We start from the raw sequence: 21,242 nt of genomic DNA, 5'->3' as shown, positions 1-21,242 counted from the left end.
GTCACGGTTTAGTCCTCTGTTGTATCTTCTGCAACTCCTTTAAATTAGGCCTCCAACGTTCCTGGGATAATGTGTAACACATGCACTGTGTTTGATATGAAGAATGAATACTCTTTTCATTCAATTCATAAATTTCATCTATGCGAAATGAGAGATAATAGTGGAACAGATTAATTCAAATAAAAAACATTCTGACAGAAGAAAATATTTTGCTTTATTAGCAGTGGTTTTATTTATTGCGTTTTCAGGAGCCTATGCCTATTGGTCACTGGAATTAGAAGACATGATTAGTACAGATGACGCCTATGTTACGGGGAATGCTGATCCAATTTCTGCACAAGTCTCAGGCAGTGTCACTGTCGTTAATCATAAAGATACGAACTTTGTTCGACAGGGTGACATTTTAGTTTCACTGGATAAAACTGATGCTACGATTGCACTCAATAAAGCTAAAAATAATCTGGCAAATATTGTGCGACAAACGAATAAACTATACTTACAGGATAAACAATACAGTGCCGAAGTCGCTTCAGCACGTATCCAGTATCAACAATCTTTAGAAGATTATAATCGTCGTGTGCCGCTAGCAAAGCAGGGGGTTATTTCAAAAGAAACGCTGGAGCACACCAAAGATACGTTAATAAGTAGCAAAGCGGCATTGAATGCAGCTATTCAGGCTTATAAAGCGAACAAAGCCTTAGTAATGAACACACCATTAAATCGCCAGCCACAAGTTGTTGAAGCTGCGGATGCAACCAAAGAAGCCTGGTTGGCGCTTAAACGTACGGATATTAAGAGTCCGGTTACCGGTTATATTGCCCAGAGAAGTGTTCAGGTCGGCGAAACAGTGAGTCCTGGACAATCGTTAATGGCTGTCGTACCGGCACGTCAAATGTGGGTTAATGCCAACTTTAAAGAAACACAACTCACGGATGTACGGATTGGTCAATCGGTTAATATAATCAGCGATCTTTATGGTGAAAATGTTGTGTTTCATGGTCGGGTGACAGGGATCAATATGGGAACCGGCAATGCGTTCTCCTTATTACCTGCACAAAATGCGACAGGGAACTGGATCAAAATCGTTCAGCGTGTACCGGTTGAGGTGTCTCTGGATCCAAAAGAACTCATGGAACATCCCTTGCGCATTGGTTTATCGATGACTGCAACCATTGATACCAGGAACGAAGACATTGCCGATATGCCTGATCTGGCTTCATCCGTGACGTCAATGCCTGCTTACACCAGTAAGGCCTTAGTTATCGATACCAGTCCGATAGAAAAAGAGATTAACAACATTATTTCTCATAATGGACAACTTTAATGGCAATCACTAAATCAACTCCGGCACCATTAACCGGTGGGACGTTATGGTGCGTCACTATTGCATTGTCATTAGCGACGTTTATGCAAATGTTGGACTCCACTATTTCTAACGTCGCAATACCCACAATATCTGGCTTTCTCGGAGCATCAACGGACGAAGGCACATGGGTTATCACATCGTTTGGCGTAGCAAATGCCATTGCGATCCCTGTTACCGGCAGGCTGGCACAAAGAATAGGCGAATTAAGGTTATTTTTACTATCAGTAACCTTCTTTTCGCTGTCTTCATTAATGTGTAGTCTTTCGACTAATCTTGATGTTCTTATATTTTTTAGAGTCGTCCAGGGATTAATGGCGGGGCCGTTAATTCCATTGTCACAGAGTTTATTATTAAGGAATTATCCGCCAGAAAAAAGAACATTTGCTTTGGCGTTATGGTCAATGACCGTAATTATCGCTCCGATTTGTGGGCCGATATTGGGTGGCTATATTTGTGATAACTTTAGTTGGGGATGGATATTTTTAATCAATGTCCCTATGGGGATTATCGTCCTGACATTATGTTTAACTTTACTTAAAGGAAGAGAAACTGAAACTTCACCGGTCAAAATGAATTTACCAGGGTTGACCCTGTTAGTGCTCGGTGTTGGTGGCTTGCAAATTATGCTTGATAAAGGGCGCGATCTGGATTGGTTTAACTCGAGTACAATCATAATATTAACAATAGTGTCAGTTATTTCTCTGATCTCTCTAGTCATTTGGGAGTCGACCTCAGAGAACCCGATTCTTGACCTCAGTTTATTCACGTCGCGTAATTTCACCATTGGTATTGTGTGTATCACATGCGCATATTTATTTTACTCTGGGGCGATTGTACTTATGCCGCAGTTGCTGCAGGAAACTATGGGGTATAATGCGATATGGGCCGGGCTTGCCTATGCGCCAATCGGCATAATGCCACTATTAATATCGCCTTTAATAGGACGTTATGGCAACAAAATTGATATGCGTGCATTGGTTACATTTAGTTTTTTGATGTATGCGGTTTGCTATTACTGGCGTTCTGTGACATTTATGCCAACGATTGATTTCACAGGCATCATTTTGCCACAGTTTTTCCAGGGATTCGCCGTTGCCTGTTTCTTTTTACCCTTAACAACGATTTCGTTTTCAGGGTTGCCAGATAATAAATTTGCCAATGCCTCGAGTATGAGTAATTTTTTTCGTACCCTGTCAGGATCAGTTGGTACGTCGTTGACAATGACGTTGTGGGGACGACGCGAATCGTTACACCATAGTCAGTTGACAGCAACCATCGATCAATTTAACCCCGTGTTTAATTCATCATCACAAATTATGGATAAATACTATGGTTCGCTTTCAGGGGTTCTTAATGAAATTAATAATGAAATAACTCAGCAGTCACTTTCAATTTCTGCAAATGAGATTTTCCGTATGGCGGCTATTGCTTTTATCTTACTTACGGTATTGGTTTGGTTTGCGAAACCGCCGTTTACAGCGAAAGGTGTTGGGTGATGGTAAAAAGAGGAGGCTAGAGCAGGCAAGTCCGCGGAATTTTGAACCTGTACCATCATTTTATATGGATATTATCAGGCAGCATCGCTCACCCAGGGAAAGGATGGCGATGCTGCGGTGAAACGTTATTAACGGCCTTTAGCCAGATATTGCTTCATCTCTTCTTCCGGCACCATTCCACCTCCTGTCGCCCACACCAGATGAGTGGCATTACGCAGTTGTTCTGTGCTGAAACCTTGCATCTGTTGGTAAATTACTGATGCGCACACGCGCTGAGGCCCGGCCATACCCGCCAGTGCTGAAGGCTCAAGACGAATGTCTTCTTCCTGCGCCAGCCAGCCAAGCATGTCATACATGGTTTGATCGCTAAGGGTATAGAAGCCATCCAGCAGACGCTCCATTGCCCGCCCGACAAAGCCTGATGCGCGACCAACAGCAAGGCCATCCGCTGCGGTAAGGTTGTCGATACCAATATCCTGAACAGAAATCTGATCGTGTAATCCAGTATGGACGCCTAACAGCATACAAGGGGAGTGCGTGGGTTCGGCAAAAAAGCAGTGAACATGATCGCCAAACGCCAGTTTAAGACCGAATGCGACGCCACCAGGACCACCGCCAACGCCACACGGCAGATAGACAAACAGAGGGTTACCAGCATCGACGATACGACCTTGCTTGGCAAATTGCGCTTTAAGACGCTGGCCTGCGACGGAATACCCAAGGAACAACGTGCGGGAATTCTCGTCATCAATAAAGAAACAGTTCGGGTCAGACTGCGCTGCTTTACGTCCTTCCTCGACGGCAACCCCATAATCTTGCTCATATTCCACGACCGTAACGCCATGGCTGCGCAGTTTCTCTTTTTTCCATGCTCGGGCATCAGCAGACATATGCACTGTCACCTTAAAGCCAATGCGGGCGCTCATAATGCCGATTGATAACCCCAGATTTCCGGTTGAGCCCACAGCAATGCTGTATTGGCTAAAGAACTGTTTAAACTCCGGAGAAAGCAGTTTGCTGTAGTCATCTTCAAGCGTCAGCAACCCTGCTTCCAGAGCCAGTTTTTCTGCATGTGCCAGGACTTCATAAATCCCGCCGCGTGCTTTTATGGAGCCGGAAATAGGCAAATGGCTATCTTTTTTCAGTAACAGTTGCCCGCTGATCGGTTGCTGATATTCCTTTTCCAGCCGTTTTTGCATAGCCGGAATGGCAACCAGTTCTGATTCAATAATCCCTCCAGAGGCAGCCGTTTCAGGAAATGCTTTTGCCAGATAGGGGGCAAAACGAGATAAGCGCGCATGGGCGTCCTGAACATCCTGTTCGGTCAGGCCAACATAAGGTAAACCTTCAGCCAATGAGGTCGTGCCAGGATTGAACCAGGTGGTTTCTTTAAGAGCAACCAGATCCTTTACCAACGGATACTGGGCGATGAGCGAGTTCATTTTAGCGTTTTCCATAGTATGTCTCTTTGCGCTTCGATGATAAATGACAGCAGGAATGTGCCCGCCAGAGCGACGACTGAAGCGATAAATGTCGCTGTCGTATAGTATTTATATGTTTCACTGAGCGTAGCGCCGCAAAATTGTTTCATCAGCCAGAAAAACGAGTCCGTAACGATCGTGCAGCCAATCGCAATAATTTCCGGGCTGATGTCTGGTTACAGCCACAGCACAATGATCCATATTTATATTTTTTCTCCGGGTGGGTGATGCCAGTCGGCATGTTTTACCTACTTGTCTGCATGGTGACTCGTTGGCGAGAACAGAGGCGGAATTGGTTACAATTGTCCGGGAATTCTTGTTATTTTTTACTGTATTGTCGTGTCGGGTGATAGGACGTTAAGAATATCGCTGGATCTCGCCAGTGACGTCTGTTTCTGCTACAGTGCCCGTTTTACGGCAAACGGCTTGGGTATGGCTTCATTAAAGGATGTCGCACGCCTGGCGGGAGTGTCGATGATGACTGTCTCCCGGGTGATGCATAATGCAGAATCTGTGCGTCCTGCAACGCGTGACCGCGTATTGCAGGCAATCCAAACCCTGAATTATGTTCCTGATCTTTCCGCTCGTAAGATGCGCGCTCAGGGACGTAAGCCGTCGACTCTCGCCGTGCTGGCGCAGGATACTGCTACCACTCCTTTCTCTGTTGATATTCTGCTTGCCATTGAACAAACCGCCAGCGAGTTTGGCTGGAATAGTTTTTTAATCAATATTTTTTCTGAAGATGACGCTGCCCGCGCGGCACGTCAGCTGCTTGCCCTCCGTCCGGATGGCATTATCTATTCTACAATGGGACTGAGGCATATCACGCTGCCTGAGTCTCTGCATGGTGAAAATATTGTATTGGCGAACTGTGTGGCGGATGACCCAGCGTTACCCAGTTATATCCCTGATGATTACACTGCCCAATATGAAGCAACACAGCATTTGCTCGCGGCAGGCTATCGTCAACCGTTATGCTTCTGGCTACCGGAAGGTGCGTTGGCAACAGGGTATCGTCGGCAGGGATTTGAGCAGGCCTGGCGTGATGCTGGACGAGATCTGGCTGAGGTGAAACAATTTCACATGGTCATAGGTGATGATCACTACACCGATCTCGCAAGTATACTCAATGCCCACTTCCCGTCTGGAAAACCAGATTTTGATGTTCTGATTTGTGGTAACGATCGCGCAGCCTTTGTGGCTTATCAGGTTCTTCTGGCGAAGGGGGTACGTATCCCGCAGGATGTCGCCGTAATGGGCTTTGATAATCTGGTTGGCGTCGGGCATCTGTTTTTACCGCCGCTGACCACAATTCAGCTTCCACATGACATTATCGGGCGGGAAGCTGCATTGCATATTATTGAAGGTCGTGAAGGGGGAAGGGTAACGCAGATCCCTTGCCCGCTGTTGATCCGTTGTTCCACCTGATATTATGTTACCCCAGTTGCCAGAGTGCTCCATGTTTCAGCACGGCCACTCCGTGGGCGGCATAGAGCGACAGTTCCCGTTCTTCTGGCTGCGGATAGATTCGGCTACTCATCACTGCTTCCCCGTCGTTAATAAATACTTCCACGGATGATGTATCGATAAATATCCTTAGGGCGAGCGTGTCACGCTGCGGGAGGGGAATACTACGGTAACCATCTAAATTCTCGTGTGGGTAATACCGCCACAAAACAAGTCGCTCAGATTGGTTATCAATATACAGCCGCATTCCCGTGCCGAGCTGTAATCCGTAATGTTCGGCATCGCTGTTCTTCAGAGCCCAGTGCAACTGAATCTCAACCGCTTGCGCGTTTTCCTGCAAAACATATTTGTTGCTGATTGTGTGGGGAGAGATTGATTGATGCTGCTGGCGTAACGACTCAGCTTCGTGTACCGGGCTTTGTAGGAGTTTGCCATTGCTCTCTGATAGCTCGCGCGCCAGCGTCATGCAGCCTGCCCAGCCTTCACGTTTTGAGGGCATTGGCGATTCCCACATATCCATCCAGCCGATAACAATACGCCGACCATCCTTCGCTAAAAAGCTTTGTGGTGCATAAAAGTCATGCCCATTATCAAGTTCAGTAAAATGCCCGGATTGTGCAAAAAGTCGTCCTGGCGACCATATTCCGGGTATTACACCACTTTGAAAGCGATTTCGATAATTGTATCCCTCGGCATTCATTCCCTGCGGGGAAAACATCAGATAATGTTGATCGCCAAGGCTGAAAAAGTCCGGACATTCCCACATATAGCTTTCACCCGCATCAGCGTGGGCCAGTACGCGATCGAAAGTCCATTCACGCAATGAACTGCCGCGATAAAGCAGGATCTGTCCCGTGTTGCCTGGGTCTTTCGCCCCGACTACCATCCACCAGGTGTCGGCTTCACGCCACACTTTAGGATCGCGGAAGTGCATGATTCCTTCTGGTGGAGTGAGGATCACACCTTGTTTCTCGAAATGAATACCATCCCGGCTGGTAGCCAGACATTGTACTTCACGAATTGCATCGTCATTACCTGCACCATCGAGCCAGACGTGGCCGGTGTAGATAAGTGAGAGGACACCATTGTCATCAACAGCACTACCTGAAAAACACCCGTCTTTGTCATTCTCGTCTCCTGGCGCTAGCGCAATAGGCTCGTGCTGCCAGTGGATCATATCGTCGCTGGTGGCATGTCCCCAGTGCATTGGCCCCCAGTGTTCGCTCATCGGGTGATGCTGATAAAACGCGTGATAACGATTGTTAAACCAGATCAGGCCGTTTGGATCGTTCATCCACCCGGCTGGAGGCGCGAGGTGAAAATGGGGATAAAAAGTATTCCCCCGGCGCTCGTGAAGTTTTGCTAGTGCGTTTTGCGCCGCATGCAATCGAGATTGCGTCATTTTAATCATCCTGGTTAAGCAAATTTGGTGAATTGTTAACGTTAACTTTTATAAAAATAAAGCCCCTTATCTTTATAAATGTGATTAATATCACAAATGTTAACGTTAACTATGACGTTTTGTGATCGAATGTGCATGTTTTAGTAAATCCATGACGATTTTGCGAAAAAGAGGTTTATCACTATGCGTAAGTCAGATGAATTTGAGGGAAAAAAATGTCAGCCAAAGTATGGGTTTTAGGGGATGCGGTTGTCGATCTCTTGCCTGAATCAGACGGGCGCCTACTGCCTTGTCCTGGCGGCGCGCCAGCTAACGTTGCGGTGGGAATCGCCAGATTAGGCGGAATAAGTGGGTTTATAGGCCGGGTGGGTGATGATCCTTTTGGCGCGTTAATGCAAAGAACGCTGCTAACTGAGGGAGTCGATATCACGTATCTGAAGCAGGATGAATGGCACCGAACATCCACGGTGCTTGTCGATCTGAACGATCAGGGGGAACGTTCATTTACGTTTATGGTCCGCCCTGGTGCCGATCTTTTTTTAGAGACGACTGACTTGCCCTTCTGGCGACATGGCGAATGGTTACATCTCTGTTCTATTGCGTTGTCTGCTGAACCTTCGCGTACCAGCGCATTTACTGCGATGACGGCGATCCGGCATGCCGGAGGTTTTGTCAGCTTCGATCCCAATATTCGTGAAGATCTGTGGCAAGACGAGCATTTGCTCCGCTTGTGTTTGCGACAGGCGCTACAACTGGCGGATGTCGTCAAGCTCTCGGAAGAAGAATGGCGACTTATCAGCGGAAAAACACAGAACGATCGGGATATATGTGCTCTGGCAAAAGAGTATGAGATCGCCATGCTGTTGGTGACTAAAGGTGCAGAAGGGGTGGTGGTCTGTTATCGAGGACAAGTTCACCATTTTGCTGGAATGTCTGTGAATTGTGTCGATAGCACGGGGGCGGGAGATGCGTTCGTTGCCGGGTTACTCACAGGTCTTTCCTCTACGGGATTAGAGACCGATGAGAGAGAAATGCGACGAATTATCGATCTCGCTCAACGTTGCGGAGCGCTTGCAGTAACGGCGAAAGGGGCAATGACAGCGCTGCCATGTCGACAAGATCTGGAATAGTGAGAAATAAACGGCGAGGCCGTTCTTGTCTCTGAATAGGACGTGAATATTTTAACGACAGGCAGGTAATTATGGCACTGAATATACCATTCAGAAATGTGTACTATCGTTTTGCATCCAGTTACTCATTTCTCTTTTTTATTTCCTGGTCGCTGTGGTGGTCGTTATACGCTATTTGGCTGAAAGGACATCTAGGGTTGACTGGGACGGAATTAGGTACACTTTATTCGGTCAACCAGTTTACCAGTATTCTATTTATGATGGTCTACGGCATCGTCCAGGATAAACTCGGTCTGAAGAAACCGCTTATCTGGTGTATGAGTTTCATCCTGGTCTTGACCGGACCGTTTATGATTTACGTTTATGAACCGTTACTGCAAAGCAATTTTTCTGTAGGTCTAATTTTGGGGGCGCTCTTTTTTGGCTTGGGGTATCTGGCGGGCTGCGGTCTGCTTGATAGCTTCACCGAAAAAATGGCACGAAATTTTCATTTCGAATATGGAACAGCGCGCGCCTGGGGATCTTTTGGCTATGCGATTGGCGCGTTCTTTGCTGGCATATTTTTCAGTATCAGTCCCCATATCAACTTCTGGTTGGTTTCGCTATTTGGCGCTGTATTTATGATGATCAACATGCGTTTTAAATATCAGGATCAGCAGTGCGTAGCGGCAGATGCGGGAGGGGTAAAAAAAGAGGATTTTATTGCAGTTTTCAAGGATCGAAACTTCTGGATTTTCGTCATATTTATTGTGGGGACGTGGTCTTTCTATAACATTTTTGATCAACAGCTCTTTCCTGTTTTTTATGCAGGTTTATTCGAATCACACGATGTAGGAACGCGCCTGTATGGTTATCTCAACTCATTCCAGGTTGTACTCGAAGCGCTGTGCATGGCCATTATTCCTTTCTTTGTTAATCGGGTAGGGCCAAAAAATGCATTACTTATCGGTGTTGTGATTATGGCGTTGCGTATTCTTTCCTGCGCACTGTTCGTTAATCCCTGGATTATTTCATTAGTGAAGCTGTTACATGCCATTGAGGTTCCACTGTGTGTCATTTCCGTCTTCAAATACAGCGTGGCAAACTTTGATAAGCGCCTGTCGTCGACGATCTTTCTGATTGGTTTTCAAATTGCCAGTTCGTTGGGGATTGTGTTGCTTTCAACGCCGACTGGAATACTTTTTGACCATGCAGGTTACCAGACGGTTTTCTTCGTAATTTCGGGTATTGTCTGCCTGATGTTGTTATTTGGCATTTTCTTCCTGAGTAAAAAACGTGAGCAAATGGTGATGGAAACGCCTGTACCTTCTGCAATATAGACGTAAACTCTTTCCGGTTGTTGTCGATAGCTCTATATCCCTCAACCGGAAAATAATAATACCCAAATGCTTAGCGCGGCTAATAATCGCCTAATCCAAACGCCTCATTCATGTTCTGGAACAGTCGCTCAAATGTACTCATGATACGCGGTTCGCTGATTTCCAGGAAATTGTCGTAATTCAGCGACCTGTCCCGTGTATCACGGGCCTGCTAATCCATCAAGGAATGCATTGCGGAGTGAAGTATCGAGTCAAGCCAGATTTCGCGATCAGGATTCTGTGTGATGATTACATTGCCAGGCCCGGGGCTGTTTAGTCATCGCCGCACAGTGCTGAGATTTCAACCTGTTGCAGGGAAAATGAGTAGATTTAGGGCAAGTGTGCTGCCAAACCCAACTTTTACGCGGGGAAGGTAGATTTCGTTGGAAGGATAAATGGTGTCCCCTGCAGACATCTACTTGAGGCGGCAGGGGATTGATTGGAATGGTGTTTTTTAGATGTGAGAAATATTTTACCCGCTATTTTACCCATTGGCGCGGCTTAAGAGCTTATTTTTGAATTCACAATGGTCACGATATAACCATCTTGCTCGCCCGTGGATAACTTTGGCTTTTGGTAGGTCGCCGGACTTAATCCGGTCATAGATGAAGGTTTTACCGAAGCCAGTATCGGCCATGATGAATTTCAAATCAACCAGTGAATCAGGTTGTAGTTCGTGTTGCATGAGTGCTATCTCCGAATAGGGAATCGAACCTGCAAATCAGGCAATAAAAAACCGCATTGATGCGGCAATGGTAGGTCTGGATATCTTGAGAAATGAACGGGCCTCATCGAGTGTGAGGCTGTGGTTAGTCCTTGCGTAACTCGCTAATTCTTCTGTAAGTCTCTGGTGCTTTGTTTCCGTGTATCTTCATTTCAGACTTCAACAGAGCAACGAGAGAATCCCATTCGTTGAGGATGCCTTTGAATGCCGGAACGCGCTTTGCAACCTTGTCGAATGAATCCCTGATTTCTGGAATCTGCTCGACAAGCGCAACGCATCGTCGGAAATCGGCTGCGTCATGTGGAGCACCGAAGCTATGACCATAGATATTCTTTTTCAGTCCACATGCGATTGAGGCAAGAGTTGCGCTACTGATGCCAACATCGCCAGTCGATTGCCATTTCAAAACCTTCATAGCCAAATCTGACATTTCTTGTCTCCAATAAAAAAACCGCCATCAGGCGGCTTGGTGTTCTTTCAGTTCTTCAATTCGAATATTGGTTATGTCTGCATGTGCTATCTGCGCCCATATTATCCAGTGGTCATAGCAGTCGTTGATGTTCTCTGCTTCGATAACCCTGTTGAATGGCTCTCCATTCCATTCTCCTGTGACTCGGAAGTGCATTTATCATCTCCATAAAACAAAACTCGCCGTAGCGAGTTCAGATAAAAGAAATCCCCGCGAGGGCGGGGATGTTAAGTCGGTGGGGGTACAGTATGGATATCGAAAATTATTGCGCGATTCTCATTACTCCCCTGGGAAAACATTATCTGGCAAGCATACGTTGTTGATGCTGTTTCACAACACGTAAACGTAAGCTGTCATAGGCCCAATTGTAGAACATGGTATATGGTAGAAAGAAAAGGAAGAATCCTATCTCTAGTGTAAAAGCCTGTAACAGACTGACGCTCAGAATCCAGGACACCATAATGACGCCGATCGCGATAAATCCACTTTCAAAGCCCAAAGCATGGAATGCACGAACTTTTGCAGTTCGTTTTACCTGATGAGCAGGCCAGTAGCGATCAAATAGCATGTTATAGATGATATTCCAGATCATTGCAGTTGAAGCCAACAAGATAGTCATCCCGCCCATTTCGAGTATAGTTCGCTGCATTAACCATGCTGTGGTGGGGGCCAGAATCGCAGTGGCAATTCCTTCAAAGCAAATAGCGTGAAAAATACGCTCAAGTAACGATCTGTGTTGAATCGCATTATGTTGCATAACTTACCTTTCTTACAGTTTCGACCGCGTTATGGAGTTGTGAGATTTTTATCGATTTATGTGATATATAAAAGATAGATACCATCGAAAAAATTGATAGATTATGCGTTACTCACTTGAAGCGTTAAGTACATTTGTTGAAGCGGTTTCCTGTGGCTCCTTTTCTGCTGCGGCACGAAGATTACGCAAAAGTCAGTCCGCAGTCAGTACGTCAATTGCCAATCTTGAGGTCGATCTTGGTATATCATTATTCGATCGCTCTTCGCGAGAACCTGTGCTGACAGAGGAAGGAAAGAAAGTATTGAGTTACGTTCATGCGATTTTGTCAGCCAGTGAACGTCTTGAGGAGGTGGCGGTTTCGCTTGCCGGAGAGACTGAAGCTCGTCTGACGTTTGTGCTTTCCGATACCCTACACCCTGACTTATTAGAAGACATCATGGTGCAGTTTGATAGTCAGTTTCCACATACTGAGTTAGAGGTTTTAATTGGTGAGGATGTCGATGTCATCGATCTTTTGCAAAAAGAACGAGCGCAGATCGGCTTAATTGAGTCTCGGGAACACTACCCCACCGATATTGGCTCAACCCGTTTACCGATGCAAGCGTGGATGGGCATTTATGTTTCGGCGTCACATCCACTGTCTGCAGAAAAAACAATCCAGCGGGAACAACTTCATTCATGGCGAGAACTTCGTCTTAATACTTATATCGATAACCGGGAGATGATTGCCCGTGGACCGGTTTGGTCTGCACCTAACTATTTGTTGTTACTCAGTATGGCCGTACAGGGATTTGGCTGGTGCTCTCTGCCCTGTGCTCTGGTTGAGGAGTTTGCAACAGAAAAACCGCTGGTTCAGCTCGACGTACCTGGCTGGCCAAAGGCAATTTCTATCGATCTGCTTTGGAATAAAAAATCGCCACCAGGCGCGGCTGGAAATTGGCTTAAGCATCATTTACAGCATATCAATGCCCCAAATAGTCGAACTTAGATTAGTTAAAATATGGAATCCTGAAATAATCTATGTTGATATGTGGAGCCATCTTCCAGGCTCCCACCTAAATCATGTTAGCAGTTCCATTTTTTTGATGATTTCCGCATGAGCATCATCGTTATCCCCAGCGACAAATTGAATACAAAACCAGTGCTACCGCCATTGCAATTCCTACCGTTGCGAATGCTTCAGGCCAGCTCATTGATTCACCTCCTGCGGCGGTTCTGGTAGTGGTATCCAGAACAAGGCGTTCCCTAACCACGATAAAGTGCCGTCGCTCAACTCCACGTATTCCCCTTGCACCTGTCCTGCCATATACTCACCGTGCTTTGAATAAATTAAAATCCAATCATCTTGAGCGGGCATTCGCTCACTACAGCTTATCCAACCACCCGGAGTTACCGGAGAGTTGCCGCGTTCTTTAATGTGCAAGCGAGGCTCACCATCTTTTGGTTCAGGCCACTGGCGCTCCATGTTGATCTTCAATTTATCTTCCTGTAGTGGCACACTGAATTTGGCCACCTGAACAGAGGTGATATGCTCACCTCAGAACAACACAGGTGCTCCAATGAAAAAAAGAAATTTCAGCGCAGAGTTTAAACGCGAATCCGCTCAACTGGTTGTTGACCAGAACTACACGGTGGCAGATGCCGCCAAAGCTATGGATATCGGCCTTTCCACAATGACAAGATGGGTCAAACAACTGCGTGATGAGCGTCAGGGCAAAACACCAAAAGCCTCTCCGATAACACCAGAACAAATCGAAATACGTGAGCTGAGGAAAAAGCTACAACGCATTGAAATGGAGAATGAAATATTAAAAAAGGCTACCGCGCTCTTGATGTCAGACTCCCTGAACAGTTCTCGATAATCGGGAAACTCAGAGCGCATTATCCTGTGGTCACACTCTGCCATGTGTTCGGGGTTCATCGCAGCAGCTACAGATACTGGAAAAACCGTCCTGAAAAACCAGACGGCAGACGGGCTGTATTACGCAGTCAGGTACTTGAGTTGCATAACATCAGCCATGGTTCTGCCGGGGCAAGAAGCATCGCCACAATGGCAACCCTGAGAGGCTTCAGAATGGGGCGCTGGCTTGCCGGCAGGCTCATGAAAGAACTGGGACTGGTCAGTTGCCAGCAGCCTGCGCACCGTTATAAACGAGGTGGTCGTGAACATGTCACTATCCCGAATCACCTTGGGCGGCAGTTCGCAGTGACAGAGCCAAATCAGGTATGGTGCGGCGACGTGACGTACATCTGGACGGGGAAACGTTGGGCATACCTTGCCGTTGTTCTCGACCTGTTTGCAAGGAAACCGGTAGGTTGGGCAATGTCGTTCTCTCCGGACAGCAGACTGACCATCAAAGCGCTGAAAATGGCCTGGGAAATCCGCAGTAAACCAGCCGGGGTAATGTTCCACAGCGATCAGGGCAGCCACTATACAAGCAGGCAGTTCCGGCAGTTACTGTGGCGTTACCAGATCAAACAGAGTCTGAGTCGACGAGGAAATTGCTGGGATATCAGCCCGATGGAGCGCTTCTTCAGGAGTCTGAAAAACGAGTGGATACCGGTGACGGGTTACATGAACTTCAGCGATGCTGCCCATGAAATAACGGACTATATCGTTGGGTATTACAACGCGCTCAGGCCGCACGAATATAACGGTGGGTTGCCACCAAATGAATCGGAAAACCGATACTGGAAAAACTCTAAAGCGGTGGCCAGTTTTTGTTGACCACTACAGGCTTTGTTGGCTCGCTCCATTGCACCGCGATCTTCAAATCTGCGGATTACTTCCAGCAGTTGCATCGGCTCAATATCCTGAATCTCAAGACCGCCGATGATAGGTAAAATGTCGTTATCAAACATTTTTGCAAGTTCAGTTGCATATCCTACTGACCAGACTTGCTTCTTGTGCTCGTACCATTCCTTGTAAATCGCACTAAAGGAATTGTTGTTAGACGAAGCCTTTTTCGCTTTTACCGGATCGATGCCAACCGAGATGTCTTTCCTCGCAGTCCATGCTTTATCCCTTGCCTCCTGCAAAGTCATAAGCGGATATTTTCCGACGGTCAGGATTTTCTCCTTACCGTCAATCTTGTAGCGAAGCTGCCAGACCTTTTTTCCGGATACAGGGACATAAAGGTACAGACCATTACCATCAACAAGTCGGTATGGTTTCTCTTTCGGCTTTGCCGCTTCAATCTGTTTAACGGTGAGCATGGGTAAAAATCCGGTGGGTAAAATTATTTTACCCACTTTTTACCCATCATAGAGTGCGGCTGTCAACGTTCAGACGCGAACTATGACGAACTGCGAATCCACGGAAGGCTTGATATTCAGGGGATTTTGCGGACTGGTACGGATGGTGGCGAACTGATAAATGGTGTCCCCTGCAGGAATCGAACCTGCAATTAGCCCTTAGGAGGGGCTCGTTATATCCATTTAACTAAGAGGACATTGTTGCGTATTGATTTTGGTTGTTCACCATATGACTGATAATACCGTCTTTATGGTTTTAAAATCAAGGTGTAAGTTTGTTTTTGTTCATGGTTGATTATCTTCTTTTGCGTTGAAAAGTGTTTTGTTCACTTGCTAATGCGTACATATTGAGTACAGAATACATTATAAACTTGTGTACAGGATATAAAGCATTGGCACTGAGCGACACCAAACTACGAGGCCTCTACGGAAAACCCTACTCTGGCCCTGCTGAAATCACCGATGGTGACGGGTTAAGTGTGCGGATTACTCCAGCAGGAACTATCACGTTTCAGTACCGTTATCGCTGGAATGGTAAGCCAGTACGTCTTACTGTCGGGCGCTATCCGTCTACTTCACTGAAGGACGCGCGTGTTATCGTCGGTGAGATGCGCGCATTGTACATGAAGGGAGTTAACCCTAAAAATTATTTTGCGCCCAGTGACGGCGAACTGACATTAAAAGAATGCCTGGATCAGTGGTGGGATAAGTATGTTACTGATCTGAAACCCAATACACAGACGCTTTACAGATCCGTCGTGTACAACACTATGTACACACAGTTTGAAGGCTCGCCAGTTGCCAGTATCCCAGTATCGGCATGGGCTCGTTTCTTTGACAAACAAGAAAGCCTCAACAAGAAAAAGGCTCGTGTTTTGTTGTTACAACTGCGTTCAGTTATTAACTGGTGTATCAGCCGCCAGTTAATCCCATCATGCGAATTACTCAAGCTTAGTGTTAAGAATATTGGGAAAAAACCAGATGTAGGGAGTCGTGTACTTACCTATACGGAACTGGCAAAAATTTGGCTGGCGCTGGAGAACTCAAAAGTAGTTACTTCCAACAAGGTGTTACATCAATTGCTATTGCTATGGGGGGCCAGACTTTCTGAGCTACGTCTCGCGACAGCCAGTGAGTTCAACATGGAAGATTTGGTCTGGACAACCCCAAAAGAGCATTCAAAAATGGGGAATATTATCCGGCGTCCGGTATTCACTCAGGTTAAACCTTATATCGAGAGATTGCTTAATGCGGGTTTTGATGTGCTATTCCCCGGGCAGGAAATAGATAAACCTATTGATCGTTCGTCGGCTAATTTGTACATGAAAAAGTTAAGGGAGAAAATTGATATTCCTGAATGGAGAACGCATGATTTTAGGCGTTCTCTGGTAACGAATTTATCTGGGGAAGGAATTATGCCCCACGTCACTGAAAAAATGCTGGGGCATGAACTTGGGGGAGTTATGGCCGTGTATAATAAACACGACTGGTTGTCGGAACAGAAAGATGCGTATGAGTTGTATGCTGATAAAATTTTCTGGCACGCTAAACAGCTCGGTTAATTCCTCCGGCTTTAAGCCATTGTTCAACGGCCTGACGACTATATCGCGCCGGATGAGTAAGTACTGGTTCCGGGAATCCGTGTTTTTTTCGCAAATTATACAAAGCTGTGCGCCTTTTTTGTAACAAATCAGAAACCTCTTTTTCGGTCATTAAGTTGACTTCCATAGTATGCGCTCCTTTTCTACATGTATTTCAACAGCCTGATATCATCCACGCCCTAAAGGACGTGGATTCCCGCTACGTTCACTCTGACAATTCGTTGATCAAGTCACGGTATTTATTCAGTTCTTGCAACGCCTTACATGCACCCTCCCATCGTTTCTGTTTCCGCCCGGCGCGGCGCGCTTCTTTCCGTGATTTACGTAGCAGGTCGCCTATAATGTTGTGCTGCACTGGCTGCACTGGCTGCACTGGCTGCACTGAGGCGATATTTGGTTTTTTGTCCACTTCCCTTGCAACTGCCTGCCAGATGCCATTTTTTACAGTTACTACCCCCTGGTTTTTTAACTTCCATAGAGTGTCAATAACGTCATTCAAATCAATATTGAGACCTTTAGAAATACTTTCGGCTGATGCTTTTCCTAATTTGTTCAATTCTGTGAGCACTGCGTTCATTTTTTTCTCCTGATATTTTAATGTCGGTGGGGCTGTTATACGGTTGGTGAGGTGTCAGCTTCTTCTACCAGCTTTTCCAGTTCATCCAGCTTTCGGGAAAGAATTTCACCAAACAGATGAAGTTCTGCATCTGCTGTAATCGGGATTGGAACAAATCGTATTCCACTTCTGGCAAGTTGATTTGCGATTTCCAGACACTGCCTTAATTCAACTGGTGATGCCTTTGTCAACGTCGTTTTTTCGCTCATTGGTTTTCTCCAGAAATTTAACAATACCCGGAACCATCTCAATGGATGGTGTTCCGCATTGGTTACCCCAGACATCAAATCCATGCGAGGTGTGACGGGCGAACAGTTCTATCCGGGGAACATCGCCAAGAAGTTGCACAAGTTTTTCTCGCGCCATATCCGGCTTGCGGGAGTGATCAAGGCGCGGTGCAGTGAATGACTGGATTATTCCGGCGTTAATGCGTTCAGGCAGATTTCCTTTCACTGCAAAAAGGCAGTCTTCGCTGTTAGCGCGAGTGGTGCTACCCATACCCATGACCAGCTTGTCGGTCTGTCTTTTCCCGCATTTGTTCCAGGTTAATCCTTTCATCGTCACCAGACGAAAGCCCCACGCTTCTACAACCTTCAATGCTTCAAGTGGTTGTGTAGGCACCCACCACATAGCCAACAGGCAATTATCGGCTGCCAGTTCCCACACCGGGAGGCGGCAGATATCCAGAAGACTCATGACCGGATATTTAAAACTTGCACCGCGTTGACCATCGGTTGCTTTGTCGCGGAATGTCCAGGGGGGATCTGCGTAAATGAGGGTGTATTTTTTCGTCATAGCGCGTTTTCAAACTCATCAATGTAAAGTCCTGCTTTAATCAGTCGGCGACGGCGTTCGGCCTTTTGCACGTATTCCTCGCGACAGTTTTTTGCTGCGTGTTCACGGCTTCTGCGACTGAATGGAGGAACGGCATTGCGTGAGCGAGGTGTGTCACGACGAGGATTTGATTCGAGGGAGAAAAAGCGATCAACGATTCCGGTGTCTGTGGTGAATGGTTCTGAAGCCTTTATTTTCACAACCTTACTGCCCTTTGTCAGGCCGCGAGCTACCTTGTTGAACTCGCAAAGTGAAACACCAAATTTCTCTGCTATTTCACTGCCAGTAACAGGACGACCACGAGACTGAATCATCCAAGTGACGCGTTCTTTTAACCCACGGAAGGCACCGGGCCTTCCAGAACGCCTGTAGAAAGCGATCTGTTTCAAATTTTTGTCTCCAGATATGAAAACCCCGACGGGATGTCGGGGATGGTAGGGGAAGTTACAGGCTTAACGAGAAGCCTTTTCGGGAATTTCGATCTGACAATCTTGAAATATCCTGTAGCGTGCGGCGCATTTCTTCCGTCAGATGCTTGAAGGCGTTAAATTCGGCGACAGCGGCGTCAACGTTATAGCCTTTGCTGTGTAGCTCATTGAGGATGCGCATAGTTGGGCTTGGCATGTCGAAGAGCACAGAAACGTCCAGGTTAAGAGTTTTTCGATCAACATAGCTCATCATGGAGTAGGGGTGGTGCTCTGAAAACCACGATAGAGGGTAGTTGATGTTCATTGGTGCAGGTAAAAGGCTCTGGCGAAGTTTCTTTTCGCACTCGATGAAGTATCGGCGGATCTGGCGGCCTTTTTCGTTACGCTCAACCATCGCCAGTTCTTTGGCTGTGTCGAGGGTGAGGTGGTAATCCTTGCGGCGGCGGCCTGGAGTTTTCGCCAAATTTGGCGAAAATAGAATGTAGTCTAAATTTTCTACGAATCCATACTCGTTTAGCCTGGCCCGTATCCAGTTAGAAAAATCTTTACCTACCTCTAAAAATCCATGCAAATCACGCGCGTTCACCAGAAGCGTAGGTTCATTTGAGATTGTACCTTCAAACACAGGGATGAGTTGAGTGGTCATGATGACCTCCTTTGGCTTTTTTCGAGAAATGCCACCACAAAATGTGGTGCCGGGAGGCTCGAAACGGCCCAAAAGATACCGCGGACTTATTCCCCTTGCGGGTGTTGTATTCGTCGCCCTCCCGACATTGATCGGGGATGTGACCGCACACTGTGCTATCACTGAATAACAGGCATAAAAAATCCAACACTGACGGGGTTGGTTTAATCCGCTTTTGGGAGGTTTTCGAGGCCTCGGCGCGGAGTATAGTCAGTATTGGACGCAGTCGTCAACCATCGCAAGCTCTTTGGCTGTGTCGAGGGTGAGGTGGTATTCCTTGCGGTTGTGACCGCCTCTACCTTTTGCTTGCCAATTTTGGCAAGCAATAACAAAATCTTGATTTTCAACGAATCCATATTCAGCAATGCGCTCTTTAACCCAGTGCGCGAACATTCTGCCCACACCAAGAAAAGAGTGTAGCTCACGAGCGTTAACTAGAAGAATTGTTTCGTTGTCGATAGTGCCGTTGAATACGGGGATGAGTTGACTGGTCATGATGACCTCCTTTGAAGTTTTAGTTAGCAATCACCAGTTAGTGGCTGGTGATCGGGTGTCAACTAGAGCCTTCAAAGATGCTCCGGGCATATTCCCCTTGCGGGTATTGTATTACGCCTCTCCACCCGACCTTTGTACGGATGTGACTATGCCAAATTGCAGGCATAAAAAAGCCGCAAAGCTATCGGGTGCGGATGACCGCTTTGAAGTTCTAGTGCGGTCAGTATGCGATAGCTCTGGCGGATTTGTCAAATCATGTAGGCCTTATCTTGCTGTAAGCCGCGCCATTCGGGCTTTTCCCCAGATTTGGGGGAAACTATCTGCGAAGTATTCACCTTTGACGGCAAGTTGCAGGTTAGCCACGACCTTCCTCCTTTGGCTTGTGAATTTGTATCGTCATGTCGCTTTGAGTGGTGACTACAATGATAGAACCAGGCTGAAGGCTGTTAAGATTGAATGCTTCGTAAAACGAATCCAAGGCCAGCGCTTTTTTATTCTTTCGGTTCCACCAACGCCATCCCTTGCTACAGGCTACACTGACAATCCACTGTCCACTCCTGTAAGCCATATAAACCAGATGAGCAAAACCTGAAGGAAGGCAATCCAGTCAATAATCGTATATTTCGCGAAGGAGTCCATCAATTAACCTCCTGCGGCGGTTCTGGTAGCGGCATCCAGTGTGTGGCCTGTTCAATACCATTACCATCAATACCATTACCAGGCGCAACCGTTATCTGCCCACGCCGAAAGGTGCTTCCGGTATAGCGTGCGGAGCATATTAGCGGCTCAACCAGATCACTATCGAAATTCACCGAAATAAGCACGTTCTGGCCCTTTTCAGGCATTCGATCACTACAGCTTATCCAGCCATCCGTAGTTACCGGAGAATTGCCAGCCTTGCGCATGGCAATCTCCATGATTTCAACCATATCCCCTGGTGGAATTTTACAATGCTGACCAGTATGCCTCTGCTGTCTGGCATATTCGAGGATGTGCTCCAGCTTGGTACGATTAATCATGATTTATCTCCCTTAAGCATGGCAGCGCGGCAGGCATCCTCTACGCCCTTAACTGCATCTGCGCAGTAGTTATAGCGATTGCATTCCACTAACTTCTGCTTGAGGTTTTCAATTGCTTGCGCGACATCAGCCTGTATTACCGGAACTGGCGGAGTGGTATATAGTTTTCGGCATTTGTTTATCCAACCGGCATGGTCAGGCGTGTCTGTAAAGCGCAAATCGTTTTCGTAGCCCTCACGACTACGTTCTTTCCATTCCGTCCACGGAACACCGCTATTCCAAGTGGGGCGAGTGCAGGACTGATACAGAACAGGTTCAGCTTCCAGCGCTGCCAGAGCAATCCGTGCCAGTTCTTCCGCTTCTTCTGCTGGCAGTACAACGTTGCTACCAGGTCCGTATGTTTCGCGCCACTGCTTGATTGTCAGCAGTCGCTCTTTGGTAATAGTGGTCATTTGTTAATCCTCAAAACTTTATGCCCGGGCGCAAAAGCACGCGTTTTGTCTTTGCTTATTCGCCAGCCATCCTTGCGCGCCTCTTTTGCACAGCCAGCCCATGACGTACCTATATACTCACCGAAGTCTGGCGACTTATATTTGCCATCTGTACACTGGAGGCAATCACAATAGAGATGCATGGTGTAACTTGCAGCAATAGCCATA

At 46.8% G+C, this 21,242-nt stretch carries 24 protein-coding genes, 1 tRNA gene and 5 pseudogenes; 8 read left to right on the top strand and 22 right to left on the bottom strand.

Features of this window, described 5'->3' with window-relative positions; genetic code table 11:
* Positions 1-160: 160 nt before the first annotated feature.
* Together emrK and emrY are read left to right on the top strand one after the other, a co-directional pair.
* Complete coding sequence (gene emrK, locus QUE34_RS14430) at positions 161-1,324, top strand: multidrug efflux MFS transporter periplasmic adaptor subunit EmrK (RefSeq protein WP_000435154.1); 1,164 nt, start codon at positions 161-163, stop codon at positions 1,322-1,324.
* Positions 1,324-2,862 carry a multidrug efflux MFS transporter permease subunit EmrY gene (gene emrY, locus QUE34_RS14425; RefSeq protein WP_032184768.1) on the top strand — a complete coding sequence of 513 codons (1,539 nt, stop codon included), beginning with the start codon at positions 1,324-1,326 and terminating at the stop codon, positions 2,860-2,862. Before emrK ends, emrY begins: the two co-directional genes overlap by 1 nt.
* A gap of 128 nt (positions 2,863-2,990) precedes the next feature.
* Here the strand turns inward: emrY and dsdA are convergent, their stop codons facing one another.
* Both dsdA and QUE34_RS14415 read right to left on the bottom strand, forming a co-directional pair.
* On the bottom strand, positions 2,991-4,319 hold the full coding sequence (gene dsdA, locus QUE34_RS14420; protein ID WP_032303475.1) for a D-serine ammonia-lyase: 1,329 nt from the start codon (positions 4,317-4,319) through the stop codon (positions 2,991-2,993).
* Positions 4,301-4,519, bottom strand: a pseudogene (locus QUE34_RS14415) (GntT/GntP/DsdX family permease); the annotation flags it as partial. The gene dsdA and the pseudogene QUE34_RS14415, both read right to left, overlap by 19 nt.
* A gap of 256 nt (positions 4,520-4,775) precedes the next feature.
* Between QUE34_RS14415 and cscR the strand changes: the two are divergent.
* Positions 4,776-5,771, top strand: a complete 996-nt coding sequence (cscR, locus tag QUE34_RS14410) for a sucrose operon repressor CscR (protein WP_032303473.1) — start codon at positions 4,776-4,778, stop codon at positions 5,769-5,771.
* A gap of 7 nt (positions 5,772-5,778) precedes the next feature.
* On the opposite strand, the gene cscA is transcribed toward cscR, so the two are convergent.
* Positions 5,779-7,212, bottom strand: a complete 1,434-nt coding sequence (gene cscA, locus QUE34_RS14405; protein ID WP_032303472.1) for a sucrose hydrolase — start codon at positions 7,210-7,212, stop codon at positions 5,779-5,781.
* Positions 7,213-7,427: 215 nt separating this feature from the next.
* On the opposite strand from cscA, the gene cscK reads away from it, so the two are divergent.
* Both cscK and cscB read left to right on the top strand, forming a co-directional pair.
* Positions 7,428-8,342 (top strand): fructokinase, encoded by a 915-nt coding sequence (gene cscK / locus QUE34_RS14400; protein ID WP_001274873.1) that lies wholly within the window; start codon positions 7,428-7,430, stop codon positions 8,340-8,342.
* 71 nt (positions 8,343-8,413) lie between these two features.
* Complete coding sequence (gene cscB, locus QUE34_RS14395; RefSeq protein ID WP_001197033.1) at positions 8,414-9,661, top strand: sucrose MFS transporter; 1,248 nt, start codon at positions 8,414-8,416, stop codon at positions 9,659-9,661.
* Between the two features lie 79 nt (positions 9,662-9,740).
* Here the strand turns inward: cscB and QUE34_RS28615 are convergent, their stop codons facing one another.
* From QUE34_RS28615 to QUE34_RS14370, 5 genes are all read right to left on the bottom strand, one after another.
* On the bottom strand, positions 9,741-9,845 hold the full coding sequence (locus tag QUE34_RS28615; RefSeq protein ID WP_462828759.1) for a DUF4942 domain-containing protein: 105 nt from the start codon (positions 9,843-9,845) through the stop codon (positions 9,741-9,743).
* Between the two features lie 339 nt (positions 9,846-10,184).
* Positions 10,185-10,385, bottom strand: a complete 201-nt coding sequence (torI, locus tag QUE34_RS14385) for a response regulator inhibitor TorI (protein ID WP_001163428.1) — start codon at positions 10,383-10,385, stop codon at positions 10,185-10,187.
* A gap of 124 nt (positions 10,386-10,509) precedes the next feature.
* Positions 10,510-10,854: a hypothetical protein gene (locus QUE34_RS14380; protein ID WP_001281200.1), complete on the bottom strand. Its 345-nt coding sequence runs from the start codon at positions 10,852-10,854 to the stop codon at positions 10,510-10,512.
* Between the two features lie 27 nt (positions 10,855-10,881).
* A complete protein-coding gene (locus QUE34_RS14375) occupies positions 10,882-11,049 on the bottom strand; it encodes a hypothetical protein (RefSeq protein ID WP_000545725.1) in 168 nt (55 codons plus the stop codon).
* Positions 11,050-11,191: 142 nt separating this feature from the next.
* The gene (locus tag QUE34_RS14370; RefSeq protein WP_103253410.1) at positions 11,192-11,650 is read right to left on the bottom strand and encodes a multidrug/biocide efflux PACE transporter; all 459 of its coding nucleotides are present in this window, start codon (positions 11,648-11,650) and stop codon (positions 11,192-11,194) included.
* Between the two features lie 103 nt (positions 11,651-11,753).
* Here QUE34_RS14370 and QUE34_RS14365 point away from each other — a divergent pair, with 103 nt between their 5' ends.
* Positions 11,754-12,638, top strand: a complete 885-nt coding sequence (locus QUE34_RS14365; RefSeq protein ID WP_001374979.1) for a LysR family transcriptional regulator — start codon at positions 11,754-11,756, stop codon at positions 12,636-12,638.
* A gap of 201 nt (positions 12,639-12,839) precedes the next feature.
* Here QUE34_RS14365 and QUE34_RS14360 read toward each other — a convergent pair.
* Positions 12,840-13,136, bottom strand: a pseudogene (locus QUE34_RS14360) (dATP/dGTP pyrophosphohydrolase domain-containing protein); the annotation flags it as partial.
* A gap of 73 nt (positions 13,137-13,209) precedes the next feature.
* On the opposite strand from QUE34_RS14360, the gene QUE34_RS14355 reads away from it, so the two are divergent.
* A protein-coding gene (locus QUE34_RS14355) for an IS3 family transposase (protein ID WP_103253411.1) occupies positions 13,210-14,378 on the top strand; the annotation gives its coding sequence in 2 pieces (ribosomal slippage) (positions 13,210-13,459 and positions 13,459-14,378; 1,170 coding nt in all).
* An 8-nt stretch (positions 14,379-14,386) separates the two neighbouring features.
* Here the strand turns inward: QUE34_RS14355 and intS are convergent.
* Both intS and QUE34_RS14345 read right to left on the bottom strand, forming a co-directional pair.
* Positions 14,387-14,866: pseudogene (intS, locus tag QUE34_RS14350) on the bottom strand (prophage integrase IntS); the annotation flags it as partial.
* Between the two features lie 161 nt (positions 14,867-15,027).
* Positions 15,028-15,102, bottom strand: a tRNA-Arg gene (locus QUE34_RS14345).
* A 195-nt stretch (positions 15,103-15,297) separates the two neighbouring features.
* Between QUE34_RS14345 and QUE34_RS14340 the strand changes: the two genes are divergently transcribed.
* On the top strand, positions 15,298-16,467 hold the full coding sequence (locus tag QUE34_RS14340; protein ID WP_001218308.1) for a tyrosine-type recombinase/integrase: 1,170 nt from the start codon (positions 15,298-15,300) through the stop codon (positions 16,465-16,467).
* Here QUE34_RS14340 and QUE34_RS14335 read toward each other — a convergent pair.
* The 11 genes and pseudogenes from QUE34_RS14335 to QUE34_RS14285 form a co-directional block, all read right to left on the bottom strand.
* A complete protein-coding gene (locus tag QUE34_RS14335) occupies positions 16,451-16,633 on the bottom strand; it encodes a helix-turn-helix transcriptional regulator (protein ID WP_000453637.1) in 183 nt (60 codons plus the stop codon). The two genes, QUE34_RS14340 and QUE34_RS14335, sit on opposite strands and share 17 nt — an antisense overlap.
* A 78-nt stretch (positions 16,634-16,711) precedes the next feature.
* Positions 16,712-17,083 carry a DUF1627 domain-containing protein gene (locus QUE34_RS14330; RefSeq protein WP_001441720.1) on the bottom strand — a complete coding sequence of 124 codons (372 nt, stop codon included), beginning with the start codon at positions 17,081-17,083 and terminating at the stop codon, positions 16,712-16,714.
* 35 nt (positions 17,084-17,118) lie between these two features.
* Positions 17,119-17,331, bottom strand: a complete 213-nt coding sequence (locus QUE34_RS14325) for a DUF1382 family protein (protein ID WP_001291843.1) — start codon at positions 17,329-17,331, stop codon at positions 17,119-17,121.
* On the bottom strand, positions 17,291-17,917 hold the full coding sequence (locus QUE34_RS14320) for an MT-A70 family methyltransferase (RefSeq protein WP_000163444.1): 627 nt from the start codon (positions 17,915-17,917) through the stop codon (positions 17,291-17,293). Before QUE34_RS14320 ends, QUE34_RS14325 begins: the two co-directional genes overlap by 41 nt.
* Complete coding sequence (locus QUE34_RS14315) at positions 17,914-18,345, bottom strand: hypothetical protein (protein WP_000809302.1); 432 nt, start codon at positions 18,343-18,345, stop codon at positions 17,914-17,916. Before QUE34_RS14315 ends, QUE34_RS14320 begins: the two co-directional genes overlap by 4 nt.
* Positions 18,346-18,400: 55 nt before the next feature.
* Positions 18,401-19,030, bottom strand: a complete 630-nt coding sequence (locus tag QUE34_RS14310) for a phage antirepressor Ant (protein ID WP_000211520.1) — start codon at positions 19,028-19,030, stop codon at positions 18,401-18,403.
* A gap of 267 nt (positions 19,031-19,297) precedes the next feature.
* Positions 19,298-19,564: pseudogene (locus QUE34_RS14305) on the bottom strand (antA/AntB antirepressor family protein); the annotation flags it as partial.
* Between the two features lie 355 nt (positions 19,565-19,919).
* Positions 19,920-20,203: pseudogene (locus QUE34_RS14300) on the bottom strand (DUF4752 family protein).
* Entirely contained in the window at positions 20,203-20,583 is a 381-nt protein-coding gene (locus QUE34_RS14295) for a DUF551 domain-containing protein (protein ID WP_000610656.1), read from the bottom strand. Before QUE34_RS14295 ends, QUE34_RS14300 begins: the two are co-directional and overlap by 1 nt.
* Positions 20,580-21,035 (bottom strand): hypothetical protein, encoded by a 456-nt coding sequence (locus tag QUE34_RS14290; RefSeq protein WP_001345189.1) that lies wholly within the window; start codon positions 21,033-21,035, stop codon positions 20,580-20,582. The genes QUE34_RS14295 and QUE34_RS14290 overlap by 4 nt, the downstream gene beginning before the upstream one ends.
* The gene (locus QUE34_RS14285; protein ID WP_000951706.1) at positions 21,032-21,241 is read right to left on the bottom strand and encodes a hypothetical protein; all 210 of its coding nucleotides are present in this window, start codon (positions 21,239-21,241) and stop codon (positions 21,032-21,034) included. Before QUE34_RS14285 ends, QUE34_RS14290 begins: the two co-directional genes overlap by 4 nt.
* Position 21,242: the final 1 nt, after the last annotated feature.

The sequence above is a fragment of the Escherichia sp. KS167_9B genome (genome assembly GCF_030295215.1).
GTDB classification, from domain to species: Bacteria; Pseudomonadota; Gammaproteobacteria; order Enterobacterales; family Enterobacteriaceae; genus Escherichia; species Escherichia coli_F.
The sequence above is the reverse complement of the archived record's forward strand: the minus strand, read 5'-3'. Positions and strand labels throughout refer to the sequence as shown.

What these genes read in the sequence shown, in the direction of transcription:
- emrY (WP_032184768.1), top strand. Translation starts at nt 1,324, where the DNA reads ATGGCAATCACTAAATCAACTCCGGCACCATTAACCGGTGGGACGTTA.
- dsdA (WP_032303475.1), bottom strand. Translation starts at nt 4,319, where the DNA reads ATGGAAAACGCTAAAATGAACTCGCTCATCGCCCAGTATCCGTTGGTA.
- cscR (WP_032303473.1), top strand. Translation starts at nt 4,776, where the DNA reads ATGGCTTCATTAAAGGATGTCGCACGCCTGGCGGGAGTGTCGATGATG.
- cscA (WP_032303472.1), bottom strand. Translation starts at nt 7,212, where the DNA reads ATGACGCAATCTCGATTGCATGCGGCGCAAAACGCACTAGCAAAACTT.
- cscK (WP_001274873.1), top strand. Translation starts at nt 7,428, where the DNA reads ATGTCAGCCAAAGTATGGGTTTTAGGGGATGCGGTTGTCGATCTCTTG.
- cscB (WP_001197033.1), top strand. Translation starts at nt 8,414, where the DNA reads ATGGCACTGAATATACCATTCAGAAATGTGTACTATCGTTTTGCATCC.
- torI (WP_001163428.1), bottom strand. Translation starts at nt 10,385, where the DNA reads ATGCAACACGAACTACAACCTGATTCACTGGTTGATTTGAAATTCATC.
- QUE34_RS14380 (WP_001281200.1), bottom strand. Translation starts at nt 10,854, where the DNA reads ATGTCAGATTTGGCTATGAAGGTTTTGAAATGGCAATCGACTGGCGAT.
- QUE34_RS14375 (WP_000545725.1), bottom strand. Translation starts at nt 11,049, where the DNA reads ATGCACTTCCGAGTCACAGGAGAATGGAATGGAGAGCCATTCAACAGG.
- QUE34_RS14370 (WP_103253410.1), bottom strand. Translation starts at nt 11,650, where the DNA reads ATGCAACATAATGCGATTCAACACAGATCGTTACTTGAGCGTATTTTT.
- QUE34_RS14365 (WP_001374979.1), top strand. Translation starts at nt 11,754, where the DNA reads ATGCGTTACTCACTTGAAGCGTTAAGTACATTTGTTGAAGCGGTTTCC.
- QUE34_RS14335 (WP_000453637.1), bottom strand. Translation starts at nt 16,633, where the DNA reads ATGGAAGTCAACTTAATGACCGAAAAAGAGGTTTCTGATTTGTTACAA.
- QUE34_RS14330 (WP_001441720.1), bottom strand. Translation starts at nt 17,083, where the DNA reads ATGAACGCAGTGCTCACAGAATTGAACAAATTAGGAAAAGCATCAGCC.
- QUE34_RS14325 (WP_001291843.1), bottom strand. Translation starts at nt 17,331, where the DNA reads ATGAGCGAAAAAACGACGTTGACAAAGGCATCACCAGTTGAATTAAGG.
- QUE34_RS14320 (WP_000163444.1), bottom strand. Translation starts at nt 17,917, where the DNA reads ATGACGAAAAAATACACCCTCATTTACGCAGATCCCCCCTGGACATTC.
- QUE34_RS14310 (WP_000211520.1), bottom strand. Translation starts at nt 19,030, where the DNA reads ATGACCACTCAACTCATCCCTGTGTTTGAAGGTACAATCTCAAATGAA.
- QUE34_RS14295 (WP_000610656.1), bottom strand. Translation starts at nt 20,583, where the DNA reads ATGATTAATCGTACCAAGCTGGAGCACATCCTCGAATATGCCAGACAG.
- QUE34_RS14290 (WP_001345189.1), bottom strand. Translation starts at nt 21,035, where the DNA reads ATGACCACTATTACCAAAGAGCGACTGCTGACAATCAAGCAGTGGCGC.
- QUE34_RS14285 (WP_000951706.1), bottom strand. Translation starts at nt 21,241, where the DNA reads ATGGCTATTGCTGCAAGTTACACCATGCATCTCTATTGTGATTGCCTC.